At 46.5% G+C, this 19501-nt stretch carries 25 protein-coding genes; 5 read left to right on the forward strand and 20 right to left on the reverse strand.

The window, feature by feature from the left end; genetic code table 11:
* The 4 genes from DW931_RS15100 to DW931_RS15115 form a co-directional block, all read left to right on the forward strand.
* Nucleotides 1-682: HaeIII family restriction endonuclease (locus tag DW931_RS15100; RefSeq protein ID WP_118627007.1), on the forward strand; the 682-nt coding region annotated here is incomplete at its 5' end.
* 13 nt (nt 683-695) lie between these two features.
* The gene (locus DW931_RS15105) at nt 696-1160 is read left to right on the forward strand and encodes a hypothetical protein (protein ID WP_118468484.1); all 465 of its coding nucleotides are present in this window, start codon (nt 696-698) and stop codon (nt 1158-1160) included.
* Nucleotides 1161-1181: 21 nt separating this feature from the next.
* Nucleotides 1182-1388 carry a hypothetical protein gene (locus tag DW931_RS15110; RefSeq protein WP_118468482.1) on the forward strand — a complete coding sequence of 69 codons (207 nt, stop codon included), beginning with the start codon at nt 1182-1184 and terminating at the stop codon, nt 1386-1388.
* Nucleotides 1388-2089, forward strand: coding sequence for a hypothetical protein (locus DW931_RS15115; RefSeq protein WP_118468480.1), 702 nt, complete (start codon nt 1388-1390; stop codon nt 2087-2089). Before DW931_RS15110 ends, DW931_RS15115 begins: the two co-directional genes overlap by 1 nt.
* 397 nt (nt 2090-2486) lie before the next feature.
* On the opposite strand, the gene DW931_RS15120 is transcribed toward DW931_RS15115, so the two are convergent.
* The 3 genes from DW931_RS15120 to DW931_RS15130 form a co-directional block, all read right to left on the reverse strand.
* Nucleotides 2487-4118 (reverse strand): IS66 family transposase, encoded by a 1632-nt coding sequence (locus DW931_RS15120; protein ID WP_118482575.1) that lies wholly within the window; start codon nt 4116-4118, stop codon nt 2487-2489.
* 297 nt (nt 4119-4415) lie between these two features.
* On the reverse strand, nt 4416-4778 hold the full coding sequence (tnpB, locus tag DW931_RS15125) for an IS66 family insertion sequence element accessory protein TnpB (protein WP_118523178.1): 363 nt from the start codon (nt 4776-4778) through the stop codon (nt 4416-4418).
* On the reverse strand, nt 4768-5136 hold the full coding sequence (locus DW931_RS15130) for a hypothetical protein (protein WP_118482576.1): 369 nt from the start codon (nt 5134-5136) through the stop codon (nt 4768-4770). Before DW931_RS15130 ends, tnpB begins: the two co-directional genes overlap by 11 nt.
* Before the next feature lie 182 nt (nt 5137-5318).
* Here DW931_RS15130 and DW931_RS15135 point away from each other — a divergent pair, with 182 nt between their 5' ends.
* The gene (locus tag DW931_RS15135; RefSeq protein ID WP_118468472.1) at nt 5319-5984 is read left to right on the forward strand and encodes a hypothetical protein; all 666 of its coding nucleotides are present in this window, start codon (nt 5319-5321) and stop codon (nt 5982-5984) included.
* A 164-nt stretch (nt 5985-6148) separates the two neighbouring features.
* Here DW931_RS15135 and DW931_RS15140 read toward each other — a convergent pair whose 3' ends face one another.
* The 17 genes from DW931_RS15140 to DW931_RS15225 all read right to left on the reverse strand — a co-directional run bounded on the left by DW931_RS15140 (nt 6149) and on the right by DW931_RS15225 (nt 19266).
* Nucleotides 6149-6646, reverse strand: a complete 498-nt coding sequence (locus tag DW931_RS15140) for a hypothetical protein (RefSeq protein WP_227589495.1) — start codon at nt 6644-6646, stop codon at nt 6149-6151.
* Nucleotides 6647-6999: 353 nt separating this feature from the next.
* Entirely contained in the window at nt 7000-8508 is a 1509-nt protein-coding gene (locus DW931_RS15150) for a recombinase family protein (protein WP_118627008.1), read from the reverse strand.
* A 400-nt stretch (nt 8509-8908) separates the two neighbouring features.
* A complete protein-coding gene (locus tag DW931_RS15155) occupies nt 8909-9109 on the reverse strand; it encodes a hypothetical protein (protein ID WP_107001169.1) in 201 nt (66 codons plus the stop codon).
* A gap of 490 nt (nt 9110-9599) precedes the next feature.
* Nucleotides 9600-10022, reverse strand: coding sequence for a sigma factor-like helix-turn-helix DNA-binding protein (locus tag DW931_RS15160; protein ID WP_107001170.1), 423 nt, complete (start codon nt 10020-10022; stop codon nt 9600-9602).
* Nucleotides 10023-10830: 808 nt separating this feature from the next.
* A complete protein-coding gene (locus DW931_RS15165) occupies nt 10831-11367 on the reverse strand; it encodes a hypothetical protein (RefSeq protein ID WP_107001171.1) in 537 nt (178 codons plus the stop codon).
* Nucleotides 11368-12002: 635 nt separating this feature from the next.
* A complete protein-coding gene (locus tag DW931_RS15170; RefSeq protein ID WP_107001172.1) occupies nt 12003-13418 on the reverse strand; it encodes a relaxase/mobilization nuclease domain-containing protein in 1416 nt (471 codons plus the stop codon).
* A 79-nt stretch (nt 13419-13497) separates the two neighbouring features.
* The gene (locus tag DW931_RS15175) at nt 13498-13788 is read right to left on the reverse strand and encodes a CD1845 family protein (protein WP_023042378.1); all 291 of its coding nucleotides are present in this window, start codon (nt 13786-13788) and stop codon (nt 13498-13500) included.
* 161 nt (nt 13789-13949) lie between these two features.
* Complete coding sequence (gene vapD / locus DW931_RS15180; RefSeq protein WP_016306491.1) at nt 13950-14318, reverse strand: VapD family protein; 369 nt, start codon at nt 14316-14318, stop codon at nt 13950-13952.
* 3 nt (nt 14319-14321) lie between these two features.
* Nucleotides 14322-14660 carry a hypothetical protein gene (locus tag DW931_RS15185; protein ID WP_016306492.1) on the reverse strand — a complete coding sequence of 113 codons (339 nt, stop codon included), beginning with the start codon at nt 14658-14660 and terminating at the stop codon, nt 14322-14324.
* 160 nt (nt 14661-14820) lie between these two features.
* The gene (gene mobC / locus DW931_RS15190; protein ID WP_015553878.1) at nt 14821-15162 is read right to left on the reverse strand and encodes a plasmid mobilization relaxosome protein MobC; all 342 of its coding nucleotides are present in this window, start codon (nt 15160-15162) and stop codon (nt 14821-14823) included.
* Complete coding sequence (locus DW931_RS15195) at nt 15162-15344, reverse strand: DUF4316 domain-containing protein (protein WP_107001173.1); 183 nt, start codon at nt 15342-15344, stop codon at nt 15162-15164. The genes mobC and DW931_RS15195 overlap by 1 nt, the downstream gene beginning before the upstream one ends.
* Nucleotides 15345-15356: 12 nt before the next feature.
* The gene (locus tag DW931_RS15200) at nt 15357-15947 is read right to left on the reverse strand and encodes a hypothetical protein (RefSeq protein WP_227589686.1); all 591 of its coding nucleotides are present in this window, start codon (nt 15945-15947) and stop codon (nt 15357-15359) included.
* A 132-nt stretch (nt 15948-16079) separates the two neighbouring features.
* Nucleotides 16080-16481, reverse strand: coding sequence for a cysteine-rich VLP protein (locus tag DW931_RS15205; protein ID WP_050005650.1), 402 nt, complete (start codon nt 16479-16481; stop codon nt 16080-16082).
* Nucleotides 16482-16679, reverse strand: coding sequence for a hypothetical protein (locus DW931_RS15210; protein ID WP_005927616.1), 198 nt, complete (start codon nt 16677-16679; stop codon nt 16482-16484).
* Nucleotides 16676-17323 carry a DUF4366 domain-containing protein gene (locus DW931_RS15215; RefSeq protein WP_107001175.1) on the reverse strand — a complete coding sequence of 216 codons (648 nt, stop codon included), beginning with the start codon at nt 17321-17323 and terminating at the stop codon, nt 16676-16678. The genes DW931_RS15210 and DW931_RS15215 overlap by 4 nt, the downstream gene beginning before the upstream one ends.
* A complete protein-coding gene (locus tag DW931_RS15220) occupies nt 17310-17576 on the reverse strand; it encodes a DUF4315 family protein (protein ID WP_005927622.1) in 267 nt (88 codons plus the stop codon). Before DW931_RS15220 ends, DW931_RS15215 begins: the two co-directional genes overlap by 14 nt.
* A 22-nt stretch (nt 17577-17598) precedes the next feature.
* Nucleotides 17599-19266, reverse strand: a complete 1668-nt coding sequence (locus DW931_RS15225) for a C40 family peptidase (protein ID WP_107001176.1) — start codon at nt 19264-19266, stop codon at nt 17599-17601.
* Between the last annotated feature and the right edge of the window lie 235 nt (nt 19267-19501).

Raw genomic sequence — 19501 nt, forward strand, 5'->3', positions numbered from 1 at the left:
TTTAAAGAAAAATGGTACTGGGCATAACACCCAGCACCAAGTTTGTCTACAGTCTGAGATTGGCTTAAGTATTAAGCACAATCATGATGCGGTTAAGCATAGCAGATTAAGCTATAAATTAGATTTTGGAAATGAATGGTTTGATATGCCTTGTTCTGATGAATATTGGAATGCAGTTGAACCAATATTTAACTTTTTAAAACAGGAAAAAGATAATGGCACAAAGTGGTCTGAAATTGGGAACAAGAGTCAGAATGTGTATATCCCATTGTTGCAGGCTTTTATTGATGAAGTGAATCGAGCAAATGAGAAAGACAATACAATGCCAAGAAAAATGATTGAATATTTAATTGGAATTGAAGATTATTATAAAGTTGTGAGTAAGGATAGCAAGAGACTTACAATGATTCATACATTTAATATGCACGATACGTTGAATAAGCCTGCAAAGAACAAGGTATCTGCAATCACAGTACCTATTGTGAAATTACCTACAAGACTTGTAGCACTTGAATTTAAGCCTAACAGTGATAATACAGTAGAAATGTATCTCGATAATGGTTGGCAGCTTAGTTTCAGAATTCACAATGCAAGTACAAAAGTTGAACCAAGTCTTAAGTTTGATGTTCAGTTTATTAGTATGCCAATAGAAGTTCTTAATATAGAATGTAAGTGGAATTAAGGCGGTAGCGTAAATGAGAAAAATGCTTTTAAGCTTCAAGCCGGAGGTATACGAGAAAATAAAGTCTGGGAAGAAAATATTTGAACATAGAAGAAATTTCCCGGATGAGCCAATTATGGCATATATGTATGTTAGTTCGCCCGTTAAGGCAGTTACAGGTATAGTATATTTAGGTAAGCGACATCTATTATCTGACTGGAGAGAAGAGTTTAAAAATGATAAAGATGCTGTTGCACGTATTGAAAAATATCAAGAATCATATCGATACGCTATGGAAATTGATGAATTTCAAGAAACCACAGAGATTTCACTTGATGATTTAAGACATGCCGTTCCGGGATTTGTTGCACCGCAGATGTACATGTATTTGGATGGGACGGAATTATTGGAATATATTAATAAACATATAAAAATACAAAAAGTGCATTTGATACATAGCTTTAATAGAATTGCATCTGAGCAGATTTGTGTTCATTAATTATAAATAGGAGAATGTGATATGTCGATTAACATTGGTGATAATAATAAAATTAAAAATGCTAATATTGCGGAAAGACTTGAGATTAATGATGATCAATCTGTTAAGAAATCATTTTATGAAAAGCATCCTGTAATATGTGGATTCCTGATTTCTTTAGTGGCGGGGATTGTATTATTATTTTCATTCTGGGATAGAATTGTAAATTTGATAGAGGGGGTGTTTTAATGCCAAAAAGTAAAATTATCAAGGAACTTGCAAACGGGACTGTGGATACGCTTATAGCACTTAAAAGAACAAAGGTGTTATTAACTGGGTTTGATAATGTTGAATTAAATACTTGGATTAATAATGAGATAACAGGATATCCTAAGGATGCAAAGATACCTACATATAGAATAGTACGTGGAAGTCTTATGGGGTCATATTTTAAAGGTTCAATGGCATCACATATGACATGGAATCATGTTTCAATTCCATTAGGAAAGATGCCGGAAGATTTACAGGATTCTTTGCTAAATGTTAGTTTTCGAGAGGGAGTAGAAGCATTAAGACAACTTGTGGAAAAATGTGATTCATCAAGTATACAATTAGGAAAACAGATTAATGCAGATTTTTTTCCAGTAATAGTACACTATAATAAAGATCCATATATGATGATTACATCGGCAATGGTTGAAATCTCAAGTCAATGTATTCATAATATTTTATCTACCATAGAAAATAGATTACTTGATGCTTTGATTCTTTTGGAAAAAGAGTTTGGAGTATTAGATGATTTAGACATAGATATAGACTCAAAATCTAAAGATGAGAGAATAGAAATAGTTAAGCAATTACAAGTAATAATATTTAACGACAATAGCGTAAATATTGGAGATGGAAATAGAATAAAAGAATCTAATATCGCATCCAGTATACAAGAATAATATAGTTTGATTGGAACAACTGTAAATAAAATTTGTCAGTTATTTAAGCCAAGAAGAATGTGAGGAATATTTTAAAAAATAGTGGGGTATCCAAATCTCTACAGTATTTCTGCCTGAAGACCGATGGTCCCCTACGTGCGAATTTTCGCAGAATTAAACAGGGGGATACCCACAGAATCCATATTATATGAAAATTCCCATAGAATACCGCTTCTTTAGCCGATTTTGTTTTGCCGGATAGTACCGAAATACGCATAAAAACCGTGTGTAAAACAATAGAAAAAACACAGTTTTTATGCGTATTTTTTTGCAGAAATATAATCAGAAATACCTTGCTATTCGTAAACGCTCCATACCAAGTACCCTATAAGCTAAAAGCCGCTTCCGCGGCTCTACTTCATTGCTTTTTCGGTTTTCTGACAACGTCCGGCAACTTTTTCGACCATGGAAGCAGGTCATCTAAGAATGACCGGTCGCTGTCATCCATGCGCTTGGGGATCTCTGTCAGAAGGTGTTCAAAGTATTCGTATGGTTTTAGGTTATTCGCTTTTGCCGTCTCTGCGATGCTGTAAATAATCGCGGATGCTTTCGCACCATTGATCGTATCGATCATCTGCCAGTTCTTCTTTCCAACACAGAATCCGCGGATCGCGCGCTCAGAGGCGTTATTATCCATAGGGACATCCCCATCTGTCAGGAAAATCCGGAGATATTTTTCCTGATTCAGAGCGTAACTGAAAGCATCCTTCAGCTTTTCTGTTCCGACCTCGCTTTCATGCTGCTTTAGGTACGCAAACAAAGCGTCTACCAGTGGCTTTATAGCCACCTGACGCTGGGAAAGCCGTTCTTCCGATGAGAGATCCTTTAGCTTTCCTTCTTTTCTGTAGATCGTCTGGATCTGCTTTAAGATCAGATAGGATGCGGATTCTTTTTGGCGTTCTTTCGGTACTACTGCAAGCGCTTCATCAAAGCGCCTGCGGGCATGGACCCAGCACCCGGCTATCGTCAGGTCTTCATGCTCTTTTTCCAGTGTATGGTAGACCTGATAGCCATCCGTCACGCAAATGCCGGAATAATTCTTTAGGAATTCCCGGGGATGAGAGGCATTTCTTGTCCGCTGATACTCATAAAGGATGATCTGTTTTTCCGGATACATGTGGCCAGAACGGTACACCCACATATAACTCTTGGAACCGGCACTGCGGCCATCCCGTTTTACCAATACCGGTGTCTCATCAGCCTGGATGACATGATATCTGTAAAGTAGCGAATGAAGGTGATCATACAAAACGGCGAGATATTCTTCTCCCAGCCGGATCATCCAGTTCGCCATGTTCTGCCTGGTTATGGCAAGGCCATATCGAAGGAATTCCTGTTCAAGGCGATAAAGAGGGACCGCGTTTACGTATTTTCCATTCATGACCGCAGCAGCGAGCGAAGCGGATACGGGGCTTCCATGAAGCAGGCTTTTGGGATGCTTTGCTTTTATCATGTGCCCGTCTGTTTTGCTGGCATATACACCAACATGGTGCTCATCCACCTCGACTTTTGCCGGAATGAAACGATATCTGCGTGTAATAGCATCTGGAAGCTGTTTCCAGCCGTTTTCACCGAATTCTACTGTTAATTCTTCTTCGGTCATGTAGTGGTCGATCCGATTTGTAGGAAGCCCGGACATATCCTGTGCTTTCTTACCGGTTGCTTTTTTTCTGCGTTCCGGTGCCGGCTCCAGAGTCTCTGGTTCCGGTGCCTCCAGATCACAGACAGCTTCGGCTTCATTAAAAAACACAATGGTTCCATCCACTTCAGCAAAACGGAGTTGCTGGGCATCCTCCATTTTTTCAGAGGAACGTCCAAACCGGTTCTTATTAGCCAGGATCAGCTGTTCCATCATTGCCTGCATCTTCGTATCCAGGGAATGCAGGTCGGCACTGACCTTTCCTAACTGTTCCTGTTGATTCAAAAATAACTGGATCAGCATAGATTTATCAAAGCTGTTTAACTGTTCTTCTGTGAACTTCATCGTCATGGCAGGAACTCCTTTTCTCAATGAGTCCATTGTACCAGATCTGTACGTTTTCTGCCACTTGGAGCCTGTTTTCCTTTCGGCATAATGACGGTGGATAACAGTACAGAGCACCTGGGATAGCTTTTCAGGATTCCAGATGTTCTGTACTGCTATCCACAGATTCAGAACGATTTTTCTGCCCGAAACCGTGTGGTTTGATTCCTGCGGACTGAATTCTGTGGATAAGCTTTATGAAACGGAAGAGATTCTCTTTTCTTCTGTGAAATATGGAAATTTTTTCTCCATAATGCACAAATGTTACATCAATCTTTTAGGCGGATCATTTGGCCTGATCGGATGTTTGGGGAGAATTTCAAGCCCTTGCATCAGCATCGTATACTGTTCCGGGGATATTTCCAACGCCTCTTCTACGGAACGTGGCCAGTTGAAGGCACCGTTGTTCAGTCTCTTGTAAAGAAGTAGGAACCCATCCCCTTCCCATAAGAGTCCCTTGATCCGGTCCGTCTTCTTCCCGCAAAAAAGAAAGAGCGTATTTTTATCATACGGATCGAGCTGAAACCGGAACCGGATGATCGTTGCGAGACCATCCATTCCTCTCCGCAGATCGGTATAACCAGCTGCAAGATAGATCTTTTTCAGACCTGTGGCGTCATTCAGCATTAGACAGAACCTCCAGGATACACTGAAGCATATCTTTAGAGACAGGATTATAAATTTCAAGTGCCAATCCTCTGGAATTTCGCAAAATAGCTGTCGGTTTTAAGCTGCTGTCTTCCTGGGGCAGAGCTTTCTCTGTCGGCTGAGGAAGTTCCACAAACGCCGGTTCTGGATTGTAGACCTCCAAACATGCTTTGCGGACTTTTTTCAGACGATAATAATAATTCGCTTTTGTGATGCCATGCTCACTGCACCAGGTTTCTACTTTCATATCTGCAGGGCGGTTTTTACAATCCTGGATCTGTGCCGCCCATTGCTGCAACCGAACCTGTTCAGCAACCAAACTTGTTTGACTGCTCATAGCTAGACCTCCATAGGCGGTCAAAAAAGTTGAGTACTTAACTTTTTTGACTCTGTATAGTGTGAGACTATTATGGCAGAAAAAGGAGTGGAGGAACAGGTACTTGCTATGGAGCGTTTACTGCTATTCTGTGCCGTCAGAGTGATATATGTACTACCGAAAAAGAAAGGCAGGTACATATTATGAAAAATGGAATCAGATTTACACTGAAACCAAAGCAAAGACCGAAGCTGGCACAGAAGATTGGCAAAATACTTGGAACAGCACCGAATTATGAGCGGGTGCCAAGCTGTGCATACGATATTGCAGGATACCGACTGGACAAAGAGGGCGTGCTGCACATCCCAGAGGGAGTAGCGGTAGAAATGGTAGAACACTTAATTCGGCAATTACGAGAGTGTGGTTTTCAGGATGATGCGGAATTTACTGAAGAAGTCCCAATGCAGCAGGACAAGCTCACAATAGCAGTTCCGAGAGCATGCCTTACGGATACGGCATTGGAAAATCTACAGAAGATCATAACAAATAAGCAGACGCTTTTCCAAAAGGCATTTCAGACGGACAGCACCGAGGTTGAAATCACAGAGGAGAAAATTAACTTTGCATGGTTTCCATATACGGAAGATGGTGACGAGATAGCAGCATACACGCAATTTATCACAGGACTGTGTGATATGGCAAAAGATGCAAAAAGAGTATCATCAAAGCCGACCGAAACAGACAATGACAAATATGCTTTCCGATGTTTTTTGCTCAGGCTTGGCTTTATCGGAAATGAATATAAGACAGCAAGGAAGATTTTGCTTAGAAATCTGACTGGAAATTCAGCATTTCGTTATGAGAAATAAGGATAAAATCACACTGGGGTGTCGGTGCGGACCAATGCCCTTTTTCTATGAAAAATCAGTTGGGGCAACTTGTGGCAGATGATTTAGCTTATTCTTATAGAGCCTATATAGAAAATAACCTATATTACTTGCCACATCTTGCCCCAGTGTGAAAACAGCCGTGGTCACGCCCAGAGGTTGTCATTTTCTTCCTGTATTTTTCTGTGATAAGCTGTGCGGGATTTTCTGCGGTTTCGTTCCTTTTTACATTCTGGATTGTCACAGTATTTCTGACGGTTTCCGTTCTTGATGAATAGGCGGCCACAGCACTCACAGGTGGCAACACCAACCCGGTCCGCATAAGCAATCGGATAATCCGTAGGGATAGATACATATTGCGACAGGGCGAATCGGGCAGCATCGAATACAGAGTGAAAATCCGGCATGACCTTCAATTCTCCATTCTCATCTAATCCGAGCTTCATGGTTACTCCACTCATTTCATTCAGGTAAGCAGATATTTTACCGAGATGTTTCTGCATAGGAAATGAATTAAAATCTGCAAATTTATTTGTCCATGTGATCTGTGCAAGTTCTGCAGAAACATCAAGCTGTTCCAGACATTTTTTGAACATAAGGACAACAAGAGTGTCACGGTACAGTTTTTCTAAATCATCTCTCATCTCTTTTACAGCGAAAGTAAAACTTCCAAGAATATTGGTAGACACATCCCAATATTCTGCATCTTTATCTATACCCCATTTATACACATATCGGATTTGACGATGCTGAGGAAGAACTGAAGCGAATGGAAGACTTCGGAAAGGCACAGGCGGAGGTTGAACAGAAGAAGGAGAAACCGATGTCGCAGAAGATGTTTAAGGTAATTTGATATAGAAGATAGATAATGCTCCGGCTTGGCTGGGGCGTTTTTTCTATGGAAAAAGAAGCAACGGTGTACAAGGGGTACAAACAAGATTAAAAAGAAAAGATAGATTTGAAAGTAAGTAGAGTGGGATAATCCAGAAGTTAGAGCTTAGATTTTCCACTCTACTTGAACGTGGTCGCTAGTTGCGCTGATTGAAATAATCAGGCCGTCAACGGCTTTCCTTTTGTCGTCAAATTCAATGCTGTCCCAATGGTCGAGGTAATAAGAGAGTTCCTGCTCCTTTTGGGGTGACATTGTTTCAATGGACATTTCCGCAATCTCCTTTGAAATGGTCTGGCGGCGAGTGTCCAGTTCTTCAATTTTTTTGTTAGCATAGGCAAGAAGTGTTGCGTTGGCTCCGGTTAGCGTATCAAGTAGTTTTTCAATCTCGGCTTCAACTTGCGCCAGTTCAATTTGATGGGCGGTCAGTTTGGGATTGACTTTTTCCTCCCGGCTATGGCGGACTTGAAAATTTTTAAATCTCGCCCGCATAGCACTGAAAATAAATTCCTCAAATTCAGATTTACGGATTTTACCACAGCCCGGGCAGCCTTTATTTTCAGTCCGTTTACTACAGCGAAAATAGCCTTCGCTGTTCGGAACGTGTGTTGCCTTTAAGGCATATCCGCAACACCCGCATTTAACTTTTCCGGCAAGCCATGTATTTTTCGGCTTACGTCCTTGTTGAAAACTCTTATTTGTCATTAGCTTCTTCCTGCATTTCAGCCATACATCAGACGGTATGAGCGCTTCATGTGGAGCGATTACAAGTATCTGGTCTTTCAGGCTCCTGTCTTTATCCTCCTTCACGTCCCGGCCCTGATAGAGATAACAGCCATTGGTTCCGGCAAAATCGGAAGCGTCATTGACAATAGCCGCCCCCTGGCTTTTAAAAAATTCGTAGAGTTCTAAATCTGCTTGTGCGTAAACAGGATTTCTTAAAAGCTGTGAAATAAAGGTACGGAATAGCGATTTACCGTAAACTTTGATGTTCTGTTCCTCAAAGTACCGTGTAATGTCACCAAAAGACGTTTCCGGCTCGGAATACATTTCAAACATGAGCTTTACATATTGGGAAGTTTCGGGGTCTGCCACCATCTTTTTTGTGCGGATACCTTCAACCACTGTCGGCTCCAACTGATAACCATAGGGGGCCTGTCCGCTCATGTGAAAACCTTTCAGGCACCGGGAGTAGTAAGCGTCCGTGACGCGTTTCTGGATTGTCTCACGTTCAAGCTGTGCGAATACGATACAAATATTCAGCATGGCCCGCCCCATTGGGGTTGAGGTGTCGAACTTTTCTGTGGACGAAACAAACTCCACGTCATATTCCTGGAACAGCTCCATCATGTTTGCAAAGTCCAGAATGGAACGGCTGATTCTGTCCAGCTTATAAACGATTCCCCGCCGCACCCGGCCCTTTCGGATTTCTCCTAACAGCTTTTGAAACTCCGGCCTGTCCGTATTCTTCCCGGAATAGCCTTTATCCTTGAATACTTTACAGCTTCCGCCTTTCAGCTCATACTTACAAAAATCAATCTGGCTTTCAATGCTGATACTGTCCTTACGGTCTACCGACTGTCTCGCGTATATACAATCTTCTCTGATAATGTCCATATTGGGCTCCTTCCGTATGGAATGGAGCTACCAACCTTACAATTATATTATACCATAGGCAGCCCCGGACAACAATGTTGCGGTTGATTAGTAAAATCTGTCCGTGTATTTACTGAACACATCATATAAGTGATTTTCGATTTCTCTTTTTCGCTTGTTCTTTTCATCCGGGGATAGTACCGGAATTAGATTTTCCAATACGATAAGTTTCCCTTGAAAATATACGGATTGTTTTTCGCTTTGGTATGTAACAGATTGAACCATCGAAAACCTCCACTTTTCAGTACGGATGAACAGCGGCCAGCTTCCCTCTTGTCTGCTGGGGAAACCTAAAAAAGCGGCTCCCTGGAAGGAACTGCCCTTTGAGCTTTCCCCAGCCTCGGGCCACGTTGGCCCGAAGCTAATAATCGCCGTTATAATATTTCTGTTCAGCCTCGTTGAGTGTGTATAAGTCAAACACTCCATAAAGCTGATTTACTACACGGCTAATATCTTTATGGGTGAATCCACAGTCCTGCATGGCCATAATCACATAGCCCCGGCAGGCGTCATTACTCCATATATTCAGCGTTAATTCTGGACTAGATATATTTTCCTTCATAAAATTCTCCTGTTCATAGAAAAATATGGGGCCCAGCCAGAACGGTTGCCCTATCATCAGACAGTAATAGAGGAAGGGCCCCACAGGTTAGAAAGTTTTTTCAGATAGACCGGACGGACAGTTGGCTTTTTGTCCCATAGCATTTCAGCTCTCCCCATTCTGATGGCAAGGCGATCTCATTACCTGCGACGGCTCACGGTTCGCAACACCGCTGCACGCTCGGATTGTGACTAATCGCAAGTATCCGGGTTTTGTGTTTTGTCCGGCAGACCTGCCACAGTCTGCCTACGGCATGGGCCTGGTCGCTCTCTCTAGTGTAAAAATAGAGGTCATGGCGGGCCTGTCACTGGACACAAGCACCCTTCGTATCCGTCTATCTTTTATTCAGTTTTCAATCTGCGTGAGGCGTGTCCCGCTTCGGGCCAATGTGGCCCGAGGCTTTGACTGCCTCTCATAAGCCATTTCATTTTTGAGGCGAAATCGGTACACCTTATAAAAATTTTTTTAAAATTTTTTCCAAGTTCCGAAGGCCGCGCTCAATGGCGAGCCGCACGACCTTTTCATCCACACCCTCGGCCCGGGCAATGTCTTGTTTCGTCAAGCCGAGAATGAAATGAGCGTAAATGCGCTTTGCCTGTTTGTCGGGCAGTCGTGAGATGGCGGTATAGAGTTCTTGTATCGTCACTTTACGCTCATACAGTTCATAGGGAGAGAACGCAACGAAAAGCGCCTCATGCTCAATTCCATCATTCCGATCCAGGGAGTAATAGGCTTTGTGCCGGTATGTACGCAGACGGTAAGCGGCTTCCTTCCGGTCAAACTCCTTGAACATTTCAACAACATCTTCTGGTACTTCCATAAAGTAGTCTGACGTATAAAAAGGGTAATAGTCCCGTAAATTTATAATAGCCATATTGAACCTCCGCTTTGTTTTGTGATGGATGGACAACAAAACAGAAGCGGCGGGGAGCGTATATGTAGGCTGAAATTTCTGAAATTTTCAAAAAATAACAGTGAAAAATCTATAAAATAGTAAAGATGGCTACTCGTTCTAAAAAAGCCTCGACAGCTTATCTCAAGACTGGCTCTGTTTCGATAGCAAATCCTGAAATAAGGTGTCGAACATAAAAAAAGCTCAAACAAATAACAGCTTGTTTGAGCCTTAAAAAAGTTTAAATTGGAATAAAACTCCTCCCATCTAGGAGGAGGTAAAGCAAAAGGGGCGTTGCTTCATCTATTTTTTCTCAATAATCTAACTCATGTTATTAGCAACCTCCGCGTAAAAATCTCGTAGTTCTTTTATTATCATATAATGTATTTTTTGCAAAATTTGTCGTAGATAGGAGGCAAAAATAAAAAAATAGAGTAGAGGATATGTTAATGGTTAACGTACCTCTACTCTATCTAATTGTTACTAAAAATTTTCTTTTAAAAAGGTTGTTACAAAACAGACTCAATTTACTATATATAGTATATGTCAATTATTAAATCTACCATATACAGAACATTACTTTTCTCTTTGCAACAACCCTTTTAAATTGTATAATTGCTTTCACTTAATCAGCATTATTTTTTATCTGATTGAATAGCCATCCTATAATTCGAGCTATACAGTATAAAACACCAAGTCCAAGGACGGAGCATACAACTAGAAAAAATATAGACATTGCCGACATATTTACATCAACACCTTTTTGAATAGGACTCTACTTATATTATTCTTAATTTAATACGGTAGAAACTTCTCCATTAAAAACTTCCGTTCTTAAAGCGAAAGAAAGTGTTCCTACTCCGCCGACTACATTTGCTCTCATAGAGCCAGTCACTTCGGCCGCTTTGCTTGAGGTAGATGTTGCACGGCCAATGGCTAAACTTTCATCTTCAACCGTTCCGCCAACACAGTAGGTATTTAAATCACGTGCATTAGAAATTTTCCACTGGCTACCACTCTTTGATAAGTCAAATCTGTAATCCATACCTGCGACACCCCAAAATGCATCCGATTTCCACGTTCCTTCAGTAGCAGGATCACGAGTTAAAGGAGGCGTATAGCTAAGTGTCACTGTTACCGGCTGACCGTCCTTCTCGAAATGTAATGTTTCCGAATAGGGCTGGCTTTCGTCAAAATTATTCAGATCGACACTGAATGTTTGTCTCTGTTCTGGAGAATCAGCAGCAAGAGCACTAAATGCGCTACCAACTACCATGAGACTCAGCGCTACCAACAGACCCAATGCCTTTTTCAAACCTTTCTTCATAAATGACCTCCTTGAGACTTTACCATAGTAACAAACTCAGATTTTTTAGCGCCCACCATTATGTAAGGCACTATTCTCTCAAATTCTCCTCCTCTATAGCCCCAATGGTATCCCTCCCTTTACTAATCGGTTATGAGCTTTTTATAACTAACTGTAGTATACCACAGAATCCCTATATATGCAATATAATCTAAAAATGGTAAATAAAACTTAATAAATTGTTAATTATCAACATATATCGTATATTTTTCTGATATAAAAACCGGGTATTCAAGTTTTGTGTTTTGATGTTTGAGTTAAAACGATAAAAAGAAAGAGAACTTGTTGATATAAAAAAAATATCATTCTTTTTGCATAAACATATAAAAACTCGAAAAGCGATTGATAAATCACCGAAAATTTGTGGCGAATTTTCTTAATATAGATATTTTAAGGAGGTATTGCGTAAAACAATAGATGTTGTATAAACTCAATAATCTTTTTTGCAGTATATTGCTAAATAGCTAAATGGCAAGCAATGCCTCTGTGGCCACAAGTGGCACAAAGGCTGCTTGTTGGGGCTCGCCCCAAACCCATATCTTCGGGCCAACATGGCCCGAAGTGTCAGCGTCGCTTTGCTCCTTATTTTCATAACCTTAACGCTCCTTTTCCTGCTTTCTTCCCGGCTCGGTGTAGCCCATCAGAGTGTCAATGTTCGCCTTGATTGTGACGATCTCCTGCATATCCCGTCGTGCCTTCTGGTATTCTCCATAGAGCTGTTTTTTCTTTGCTGTGAGCTTACGGCCTTCTTCCTTCAGCACATCCATTTTGGGGAGCTTTGCCCCGCCCAGCAGAGAGCGCATTTCCGCTTGTGCAACCCGGTACAGTTCAAGGTCGGCCTCATGCTCCGCAAGGAATTTCCTGCTGTACTTCGTCGCCTTATACTGCTCAAAGACTGGGCGGGTTTTGGCATACTGAACCGTTGCAGCCTTTAGCCCGGCATTGGTTTTCATAGCCTGTTCCGTCTGCTTGACCTGCTCGGAAATAGCATGGAAACGGTCTGCCGCCTCGGTGGCTTTCTGCGCCAACTGCTCATAATCGGTCAGGTTATTGTCCTGTATATAGGCAAGAGCGGCGGCCATCTGCTTAATGTTAAATACCTTCGCCCAGCGTTCATATCCAGGCCCCTTACCGGCAGCCAGCTTTGCTTGAATATCCACCGCCAGACTGATTTTCCGTTCCGAGCGCCCGGGGCGTTTTTCTTTGCCCTCAATGGCAGACAGAACATCTTGCAAGTCGTAGCCGTCTCCCAGCGTGGAAGCCCGCAGACGGGTAAAGCGTTCCTGTCCCTGCCCGGTCAGCCGGAAACTGATACCGCCGCCCCGAACCGTCTTGACCTCATATCCGGCCCGCTTCATCAGATTGAGAAATTCGTCCAGATCAGCGGGGCGTTCCGCCAGCGCAGTATCAATGGCAAGGCGCAGTCTGTCCTGATAGGAAAGCGGCCCTTTTCGTTCTTTCTGCCATTCTCCATAATTCCGATACTTGCCCTTGCTCCGGGGCTTCGGGTTCTCTACAATGGACAGCCCGTTTTCAAGGCACAGCCTGTCAGAGAGCCGCCGGAGGGCGAAGCTGGAGCCCCAAAAGTTTCGGAATTTCCGGGTGCAGTCAAGGGTGGTGGAGTTGTAATAAATGTGACAATGGATGTGCTGCTTATCGGTGTGCGTGGTAACGATAAAAGCGTGCCGCCCCTTTGTCCAGCGCATAGCCAGCTCATAGCCGATACGGTTCGCCTCCTTCGGGGTGATCTCGCCCGGATAGAAGGATTGTCGTATCTGATAGCACAGCACATCATTTTCTTTTTTCTGTTCCCGGCCCGTCATAGCGGCATAGCTGGCTTTTGCCAAAAGGAACTCGTCCGCCACGGTGGCCGGATCACATTCATAAGCGGAGATATACTTTCCTCTTTCTGTTTTCTCCGGGTCCTTGCCATAGTCCAGACAATCCCGGATTGCCTCGGCAATCGTTTCGCCTTCGCCCGCATGGCGCTGCAACAAAGTTGTGGTAGCCAGAAATCATCCCTCCTTTCCATGAGAAAAGGGCGGCCCATCCAGACCGCCCCGACTTCGGGCCAACATGGCCCGAGGCTGTTTAACTTGCCAGAAACCGGTACAGAGCGGATTTGCCTCCGTCCAGCGCCCAAAGAAGGGAGCCCGCCGCCGCTTGCAGTCCATACGGCGAAAGAAGGAAAGCGAGAAACAGAAATACAATCCCGCCTATGGGCGTCGGCGTGAAAAAGAGAGCGACACCCAGCACCACCAGAATCACAGAGGCAATCGTCAGCAGGACGGCACAAATATCAAACAGGAATACCAGCAGAGCCGCCAGAAGGGACAACGCTAAAGCAAAGGGAGCAACCAATATTTTCAGCAGTATCTTCATCTCCAAAACCTCCTTTATCTATCCTTCCTACCTCTATTTTATCATGCCTGCCCGGGGACATAAATGTTGCGAAAGATTAGTGAATCCTGTCCCAAACCTTCGGGCCATGATGGCCCGAAAACAGAAAAAGCAGGACACATTCATGTCCTGCCAAATTTCTGCTATTCTGTTTCCTGCTGCGGGCAATCGGGAACTGTCAGCAGCGAAGTGTCGATAACAATATCCTCTGCTGGTTTCAAGAGCTCTGTCAAATCGTGCTGCCGTCCCACGTTGGTCACATCAATTTTATTCACGCATATTCCAATCCACGGAAACTGTCTGCTTAATTCATCCATCAAGTCGTATATATCAGCAGTTGCCAGCTTATCATCCGATATGTAGCCGGAGCCTTGACGGTGAGAAAAACGATGCCGTTTGAAGAACCGGCGCAAGTCGTCATACGCCTGCCGGTAATTGGCTCCGGGGTAATGCTCTTTTAATTGATGGGTGTCCAGATCAAAATTTAAGGCTTTGAAATATTTTCTCTCCAAAACTCAAGCCCTCATTGCTGTTTTTTCCTGATAGTGGGTCAACAGATCTTCTTCATTGAAATCATCTGGACTGTCAGAATCGTCACTGTCACAAAGACGCCACACAGAAACATTATCCATGAACCATGTCTGCCGCTTCAAGGTATTGACGATCCGGCCGAACAGACTAAAATCCCTCGCTCTGCCGCAGTCACGGAATACCAAAGCGCCGGAACCATCCTCCATACGGGGAAGGCCCACGGTTTGGAATGTATGATTGATTGTGTTGTAAATGCCATCCAGCCGGTACTTATTTTCGGCTGTGATTTTATCATCATTCATGCGAATAACCATTTTCAGCATGGTATCAGCCTCCCTTCTTGAATTATTATATCATTATAGAGCTGGTTCTACAATCTTGAAAATCTGAATTTTTTATGACGGGCTTCGGGTCATGCTGGCCCGAAGTGGTAAAAAAAGAGCAGGGCGGCAAGCCCCACAACGGAAGCCTGCCGCCCTCGTCTTACTTTGCCACCAGCTCGGAAAGCTCCCGCAGCACTTTTGACACCTCGCCCCACAGCTTTTCATAGTCCCGCTTCAATCCGTCGATTTCCTCCGGGTACACGCCATAGGTGTGTGCGTGTACGGCGACCTGATTGAGATTGTTGGAACAGCGCCGTTGCAGAGAGATCAATTCTTTTACGGGCGCAAGGTCGATGTGCAGGATATACCCGTTCAGAGCCATTTTCCGTACATAGGCCCCGGCGTTGGAAATGCCCGCCTCGGCCATCCGTTCATGGATGGCTGCCAGCTCGTCCGGCGTTACCATGACGTGCAGATGGACATTCCGCTTGCGGTTCTCCATCATCGTTCCAGCTCCCGGCCTTTCCGGCGCTTTTTGGGTTCCTTTACCTTATCCAGCGGTTTTGCGTCCAGCTCCGGGGGCGTGGGTTGGATGGGCGTGTTGTTGGGTACGCCGTCAATCATGTTGCAGTTCTGCTCCGTGGAGAGCTCGGCGGTTTTCAGATAGTTGTCTTTTTCGTGCATGGCGATCCTCCTTTATCGTTCCTCATGGTTTTTATGGCTCCGCTTCTGGCCGGGCTCCTTCGGGGGTTCCTGCCCTCTGGTTCCTTCTTTGAGCCGGGCGGTAATGGATGAGCGCACCCGGTCAGGATTGCCCGGTGCTGGTTTCAGTTCATAATCCTCCATTTGCTTTTCGGTCAGCGGCTTTGTGTAGGTCAGTTCGCCCCATGCCATCAGCCTGCCGTCTGCCACAGGACGCCGCCTGTCATCGTCGTAGTTGACAATGGAAAGAGGCTGGTTATCCGGCGGCTTCGGGTAAGTTCCTATGTCCACGGGCCGCTGGGTGGAATAATAGCGGTAAACGCCTTCCGGTCCCAGCTCGGTATGCTTGACCGCCGCATGGTAAAGCTGCTGATAATCGTCCACCCGGCGGTCAAAATCCCGCTGCGCCCATGCCTGGCTGTTTCCATAGCGGCCCCAGTAGTAATCCCGATGGCCGTTTTCCCCCTCGGTAAACTGCCAGGTCACAAAGGGGCTCGGCGCTCCCGGATTATGCCCAAGCGCAAAGCCGTGTCCAGTTTCAAAGGTGGCAGCTTTCAAAATCACATATCCTTGTACTGTCTCCAAGAGATCCCTCCTTTCTGTGCCTCGGGCCAACATGACCCGAAGTGCTGGATGTTACGAAATAAGAGGGCAGACCGGGGAGGAATGTAATAAGATATTCCCACCCCGGAAACACCCTCAAAAAAGCCCGGAATGTCAAGCCTTTGGAGGCGGCAAATCGTAACAGCCGCCCGGCCTTTTCTCCCGCATTTTCCTCATGCGTTCCCGGCTTTTCCGGCGGTTCCCTTCGGCCTTGCAGGCGTCGGAACAGTAGGCTTGACGCCCCTCGGGCAAAAACGCCTTTCCGCAGACCGCACAGGCCCGCAGCTCCGGGGAGATGCCTTCCGTTGTCAGCGACGCTTGAAGCTCCGGGTTAAGAGGCAGGACAGCCTCACGGAAATAACGGCAGTACGCCCCTGTCCAGCACTTGTGCAGCATATAGCAGGCACAGTCAAGAGGAAGGCACAGGCCGCTTTCCCGGTCATAGTTGGCGCACATCCCCGTGACCAGAGTGCGGATTTTCTTCTTCTCGTCACGGGTCAGCTCCCGGGCGTCCATTTATGACTTCGGGCCACGATGGCCCGAAGGGCGGGGCTCCACGATCAGCGCCCGGAACTTCTTCCGGCACTGTTTTTTCTTTCCTTTGCACTCCTTGTAGTAACGGCATCCCTTACAAGGATCGTCATTGTCCCAGCCGGGGTGCGGTACTTCCTTCATCATTCGTTCAAAAGGGCTGCTTGTAAAATTCATTCTCATTCCTCCGTATCTTCCTCCCACGGCGGGGTATCTTCGTCCTCGGGTTCCTCTGCGATCTCCTCCAGCTCCCCGTCCTCATATTCGCAGTAATCATCCTCCAAATCCGGGGCCTCATGCTTCGGCTTGTAAATCTTGAAATAGTAACCAATCCCACCGCCGGCCAGCACCACCGCACCGATCAGGAGCAGAGAGAGAAGGGGGCTGTCCTTTTTCTCCGGCTCGGGTTCCGGTACTTCCTCCACAGGTTCGGTGGGCTTTGGCTCTGGCTCCGGGGTCACTTCTTGGGGCGGTTCCTTACCCTGTTCGGCAAGAGGCAGAAGGTCGTCTGTGGTAACGGTATTGAGGAAATAGACGTTCTCGCTGGTTTTCTGTTTGTCGATCACCAGATAAAACACGCTCTCGTCTGCGGTGGTGATGGTGTAGAACTCTTTACCGTCCTCGTCGGTGGCGTTGTCCACCACGGTTCCCGTCCCGTCCGGGGTAAAGGGGTTCTGGGTTTCCGGCTCCGCTTCGGTTTCCACCGGGGCGGGAGCTGTCTCCGGCTGCGGCTCGCTGCTCTGGGCGTAGGCCGGGACCGTAAAGATCAGGCAACACAAAAGGCTGGCAGCCATCGCCGCCAGCCTGCGGTATTTAGTTTTCTTCATGGGCTGTGTCCTCCTTTTCGGGTGCCTCCGGCTTCGGGTCAGTATGGCCCGAAGCGGTAAGGCTGTTTTTGGGGTCATTCAAAAAAGCCATAAGCTGGGCGGGGGTCAGTTTGAGCGAGCGCACCGCCTGCACGATCTGGCTGTTTTCTTCCTCCTGTTTCTGCTTTTCCAGCTCCCGGATTTTGGCCTGCCACTCGGCTGCCTTCTCCCGGGCTTTTTCCAGTTCCTTATCGAGCTTGTCGATCTTGTTCATGCAAGGACTCCTTTCCTCTGGCTCACAAACGCCCGAAGGCATAGAAATGTGTCTGCCAGTAGCTTGAATTGATGTTTGCGTATTGGATGGGCGAACCACAATGAAGCATCATCCCGTCGCCCACATAAATCCCCACATGGGACACAGGGCCGGGGCTGTCATAGGTTCCCGTGAAAAAGATAATGTCGCCGGGCTTTGCCTCGGAGGGAGAAATGATAGCGCACTGGTTGTAAATGCCCTGCGCCGTGGTACGGGGCAGGTTGTGGACGCCGCTGGCCGTGTACACCCAGCAGACAAAGCCCGAACAGTCAAAGGAGGTGGACGGGCTGGAGCCGCCCCACACATAGGGCCAGCCGATATACTTTGTGGCTTCTTCCATGAGCGCCGCAAAAGCCGGGTCATCCAGCGCCTCGCCGGGTATCTCATAGCTGGGGCCGGTATCTTCGCCGCCGTTGTAAATCCCTTCCCACAGATAGGGCTTGTTGCCTTTGAGCTGCTGCATAACGGTGTAGATTTCCCGCTGCTGTTCGTTAAGCCTCGGCAGGATCACGGCAGGCAGCGTCTTGTTTGTGAGGGTCACATTTAAGATGTAATACTCATAGGGGACTTCCTCGGTGGTGGTTTCCCCTGTCTCCGGGTCGGTGCTGGTTTCGGTGCGGTAGCGTATCTCGACTTCCTCCGTCAAGGTCAGTTCATACTGTGCCTCAAAGATCTCCCGCAGCTCGTCCTGCACCTGTTCCCGGAAATACACATGGTACTTTGCCGAGAGATAGGACGCCAGCTCATAGGGGTTATGGCCGATCTCGTCCACGGAATAGCGGTACTCGTCATAGCCGGGATGGGTGCTTTCGATGTTTGCCACCGTCTGCGCCAGCTCGTTTTCCAGCGCCGTGTAGTCCTCGTCTACGCCCAGCAGGTCCGTATCCTCCGAGGCGTAGGAGGTGCCGGATAACGCATTGGCAAGGCCGCTGCCAAGCGTGGGGAAGATGGAGCTTACCGCCGACACAAGAAAACAGAGCAGCAACAGCAGGAGCAGGACCAGCACCGCCACGGGATGACGGGTCACAAACTGCGCCGCCCGCCGGGTCGCAGTTCCCGAAGCGGCAGCGGTTTTCTTTGCGGCCTTTGCGCCCTGTTTTGCAGCCGCCTTTGCTTCTTTGGAATACCGGCGTTTCAGTTTCCATTTCTGCTGCACACGGGAAAGCGGATTGCTGGCAAGCTCCGGGTGCTCGGAGGCCATCTTCTGAAAATCCATATTGGCCCGGGCTTTTATGTCCTTCCGTTCCCACTTTGCCACCTTCCGGGCCGGGTGTTCCTGCCAGCGGCGTTTGGCATACCGGGTCAGTTTCCGGGCTCCGGCCTCGGCCACAAGTTCCGACTTATGGGCTCCTTCCACACCCACATTTTCATGCTCGACTTCGTGGATCTTGTTGTGGACATAGAACCATGCTTCTGTACGGGCTCCCCGGACTGCCTTTTTTGCAAGCCCCGGCGGTTTCTTCGCTGCCCGTTTTGCCTCGGTCTTGTCCAGTTTCTCCCGAGCCTTTCCCAGCTTTTTCCCGGCGTGTTCCGCTTTTGCCTGTGCTTTCTGGTACTTGTCCTTTTTGCTCCCGGCATTCTCTGCGGAGCCCTCCGGCTCCTGTGCCTTGCTGGTATCCTGCGGCCCGCCCGCTTCATCCTCCTGCCTCATGCGGTCAGAGGGACGGCTTTTGCGGCTGTCCTCTTGAAACTTGCCGCTTTTGGACTTCGGGCCATCGTGGCCCGAAGGGCTGTCCTGCCCGGTATCCTCGTCCTCAAACCGCAGGCGTCGGGATGGTGCAGGGGAAGGCCCTTCCCGTTCCGCCGGTCCGGGGCGATTGCCCCCGGTATCCTCCGTCGGCCCCGGCCTTTGAAAACTCCGTTTGTCCGGTTTCTTTCCGATGATG

The sequence above is a fragment of the Clostridium sp. AM43-3BH genome, assembly GCF_003479985.1.
Taxonomy (GTDB): Bacteria; Bacillota; Clostridia; order Lachnospirales; family Lachnospiraceae; genus Otoolea; species Otoolea fessa.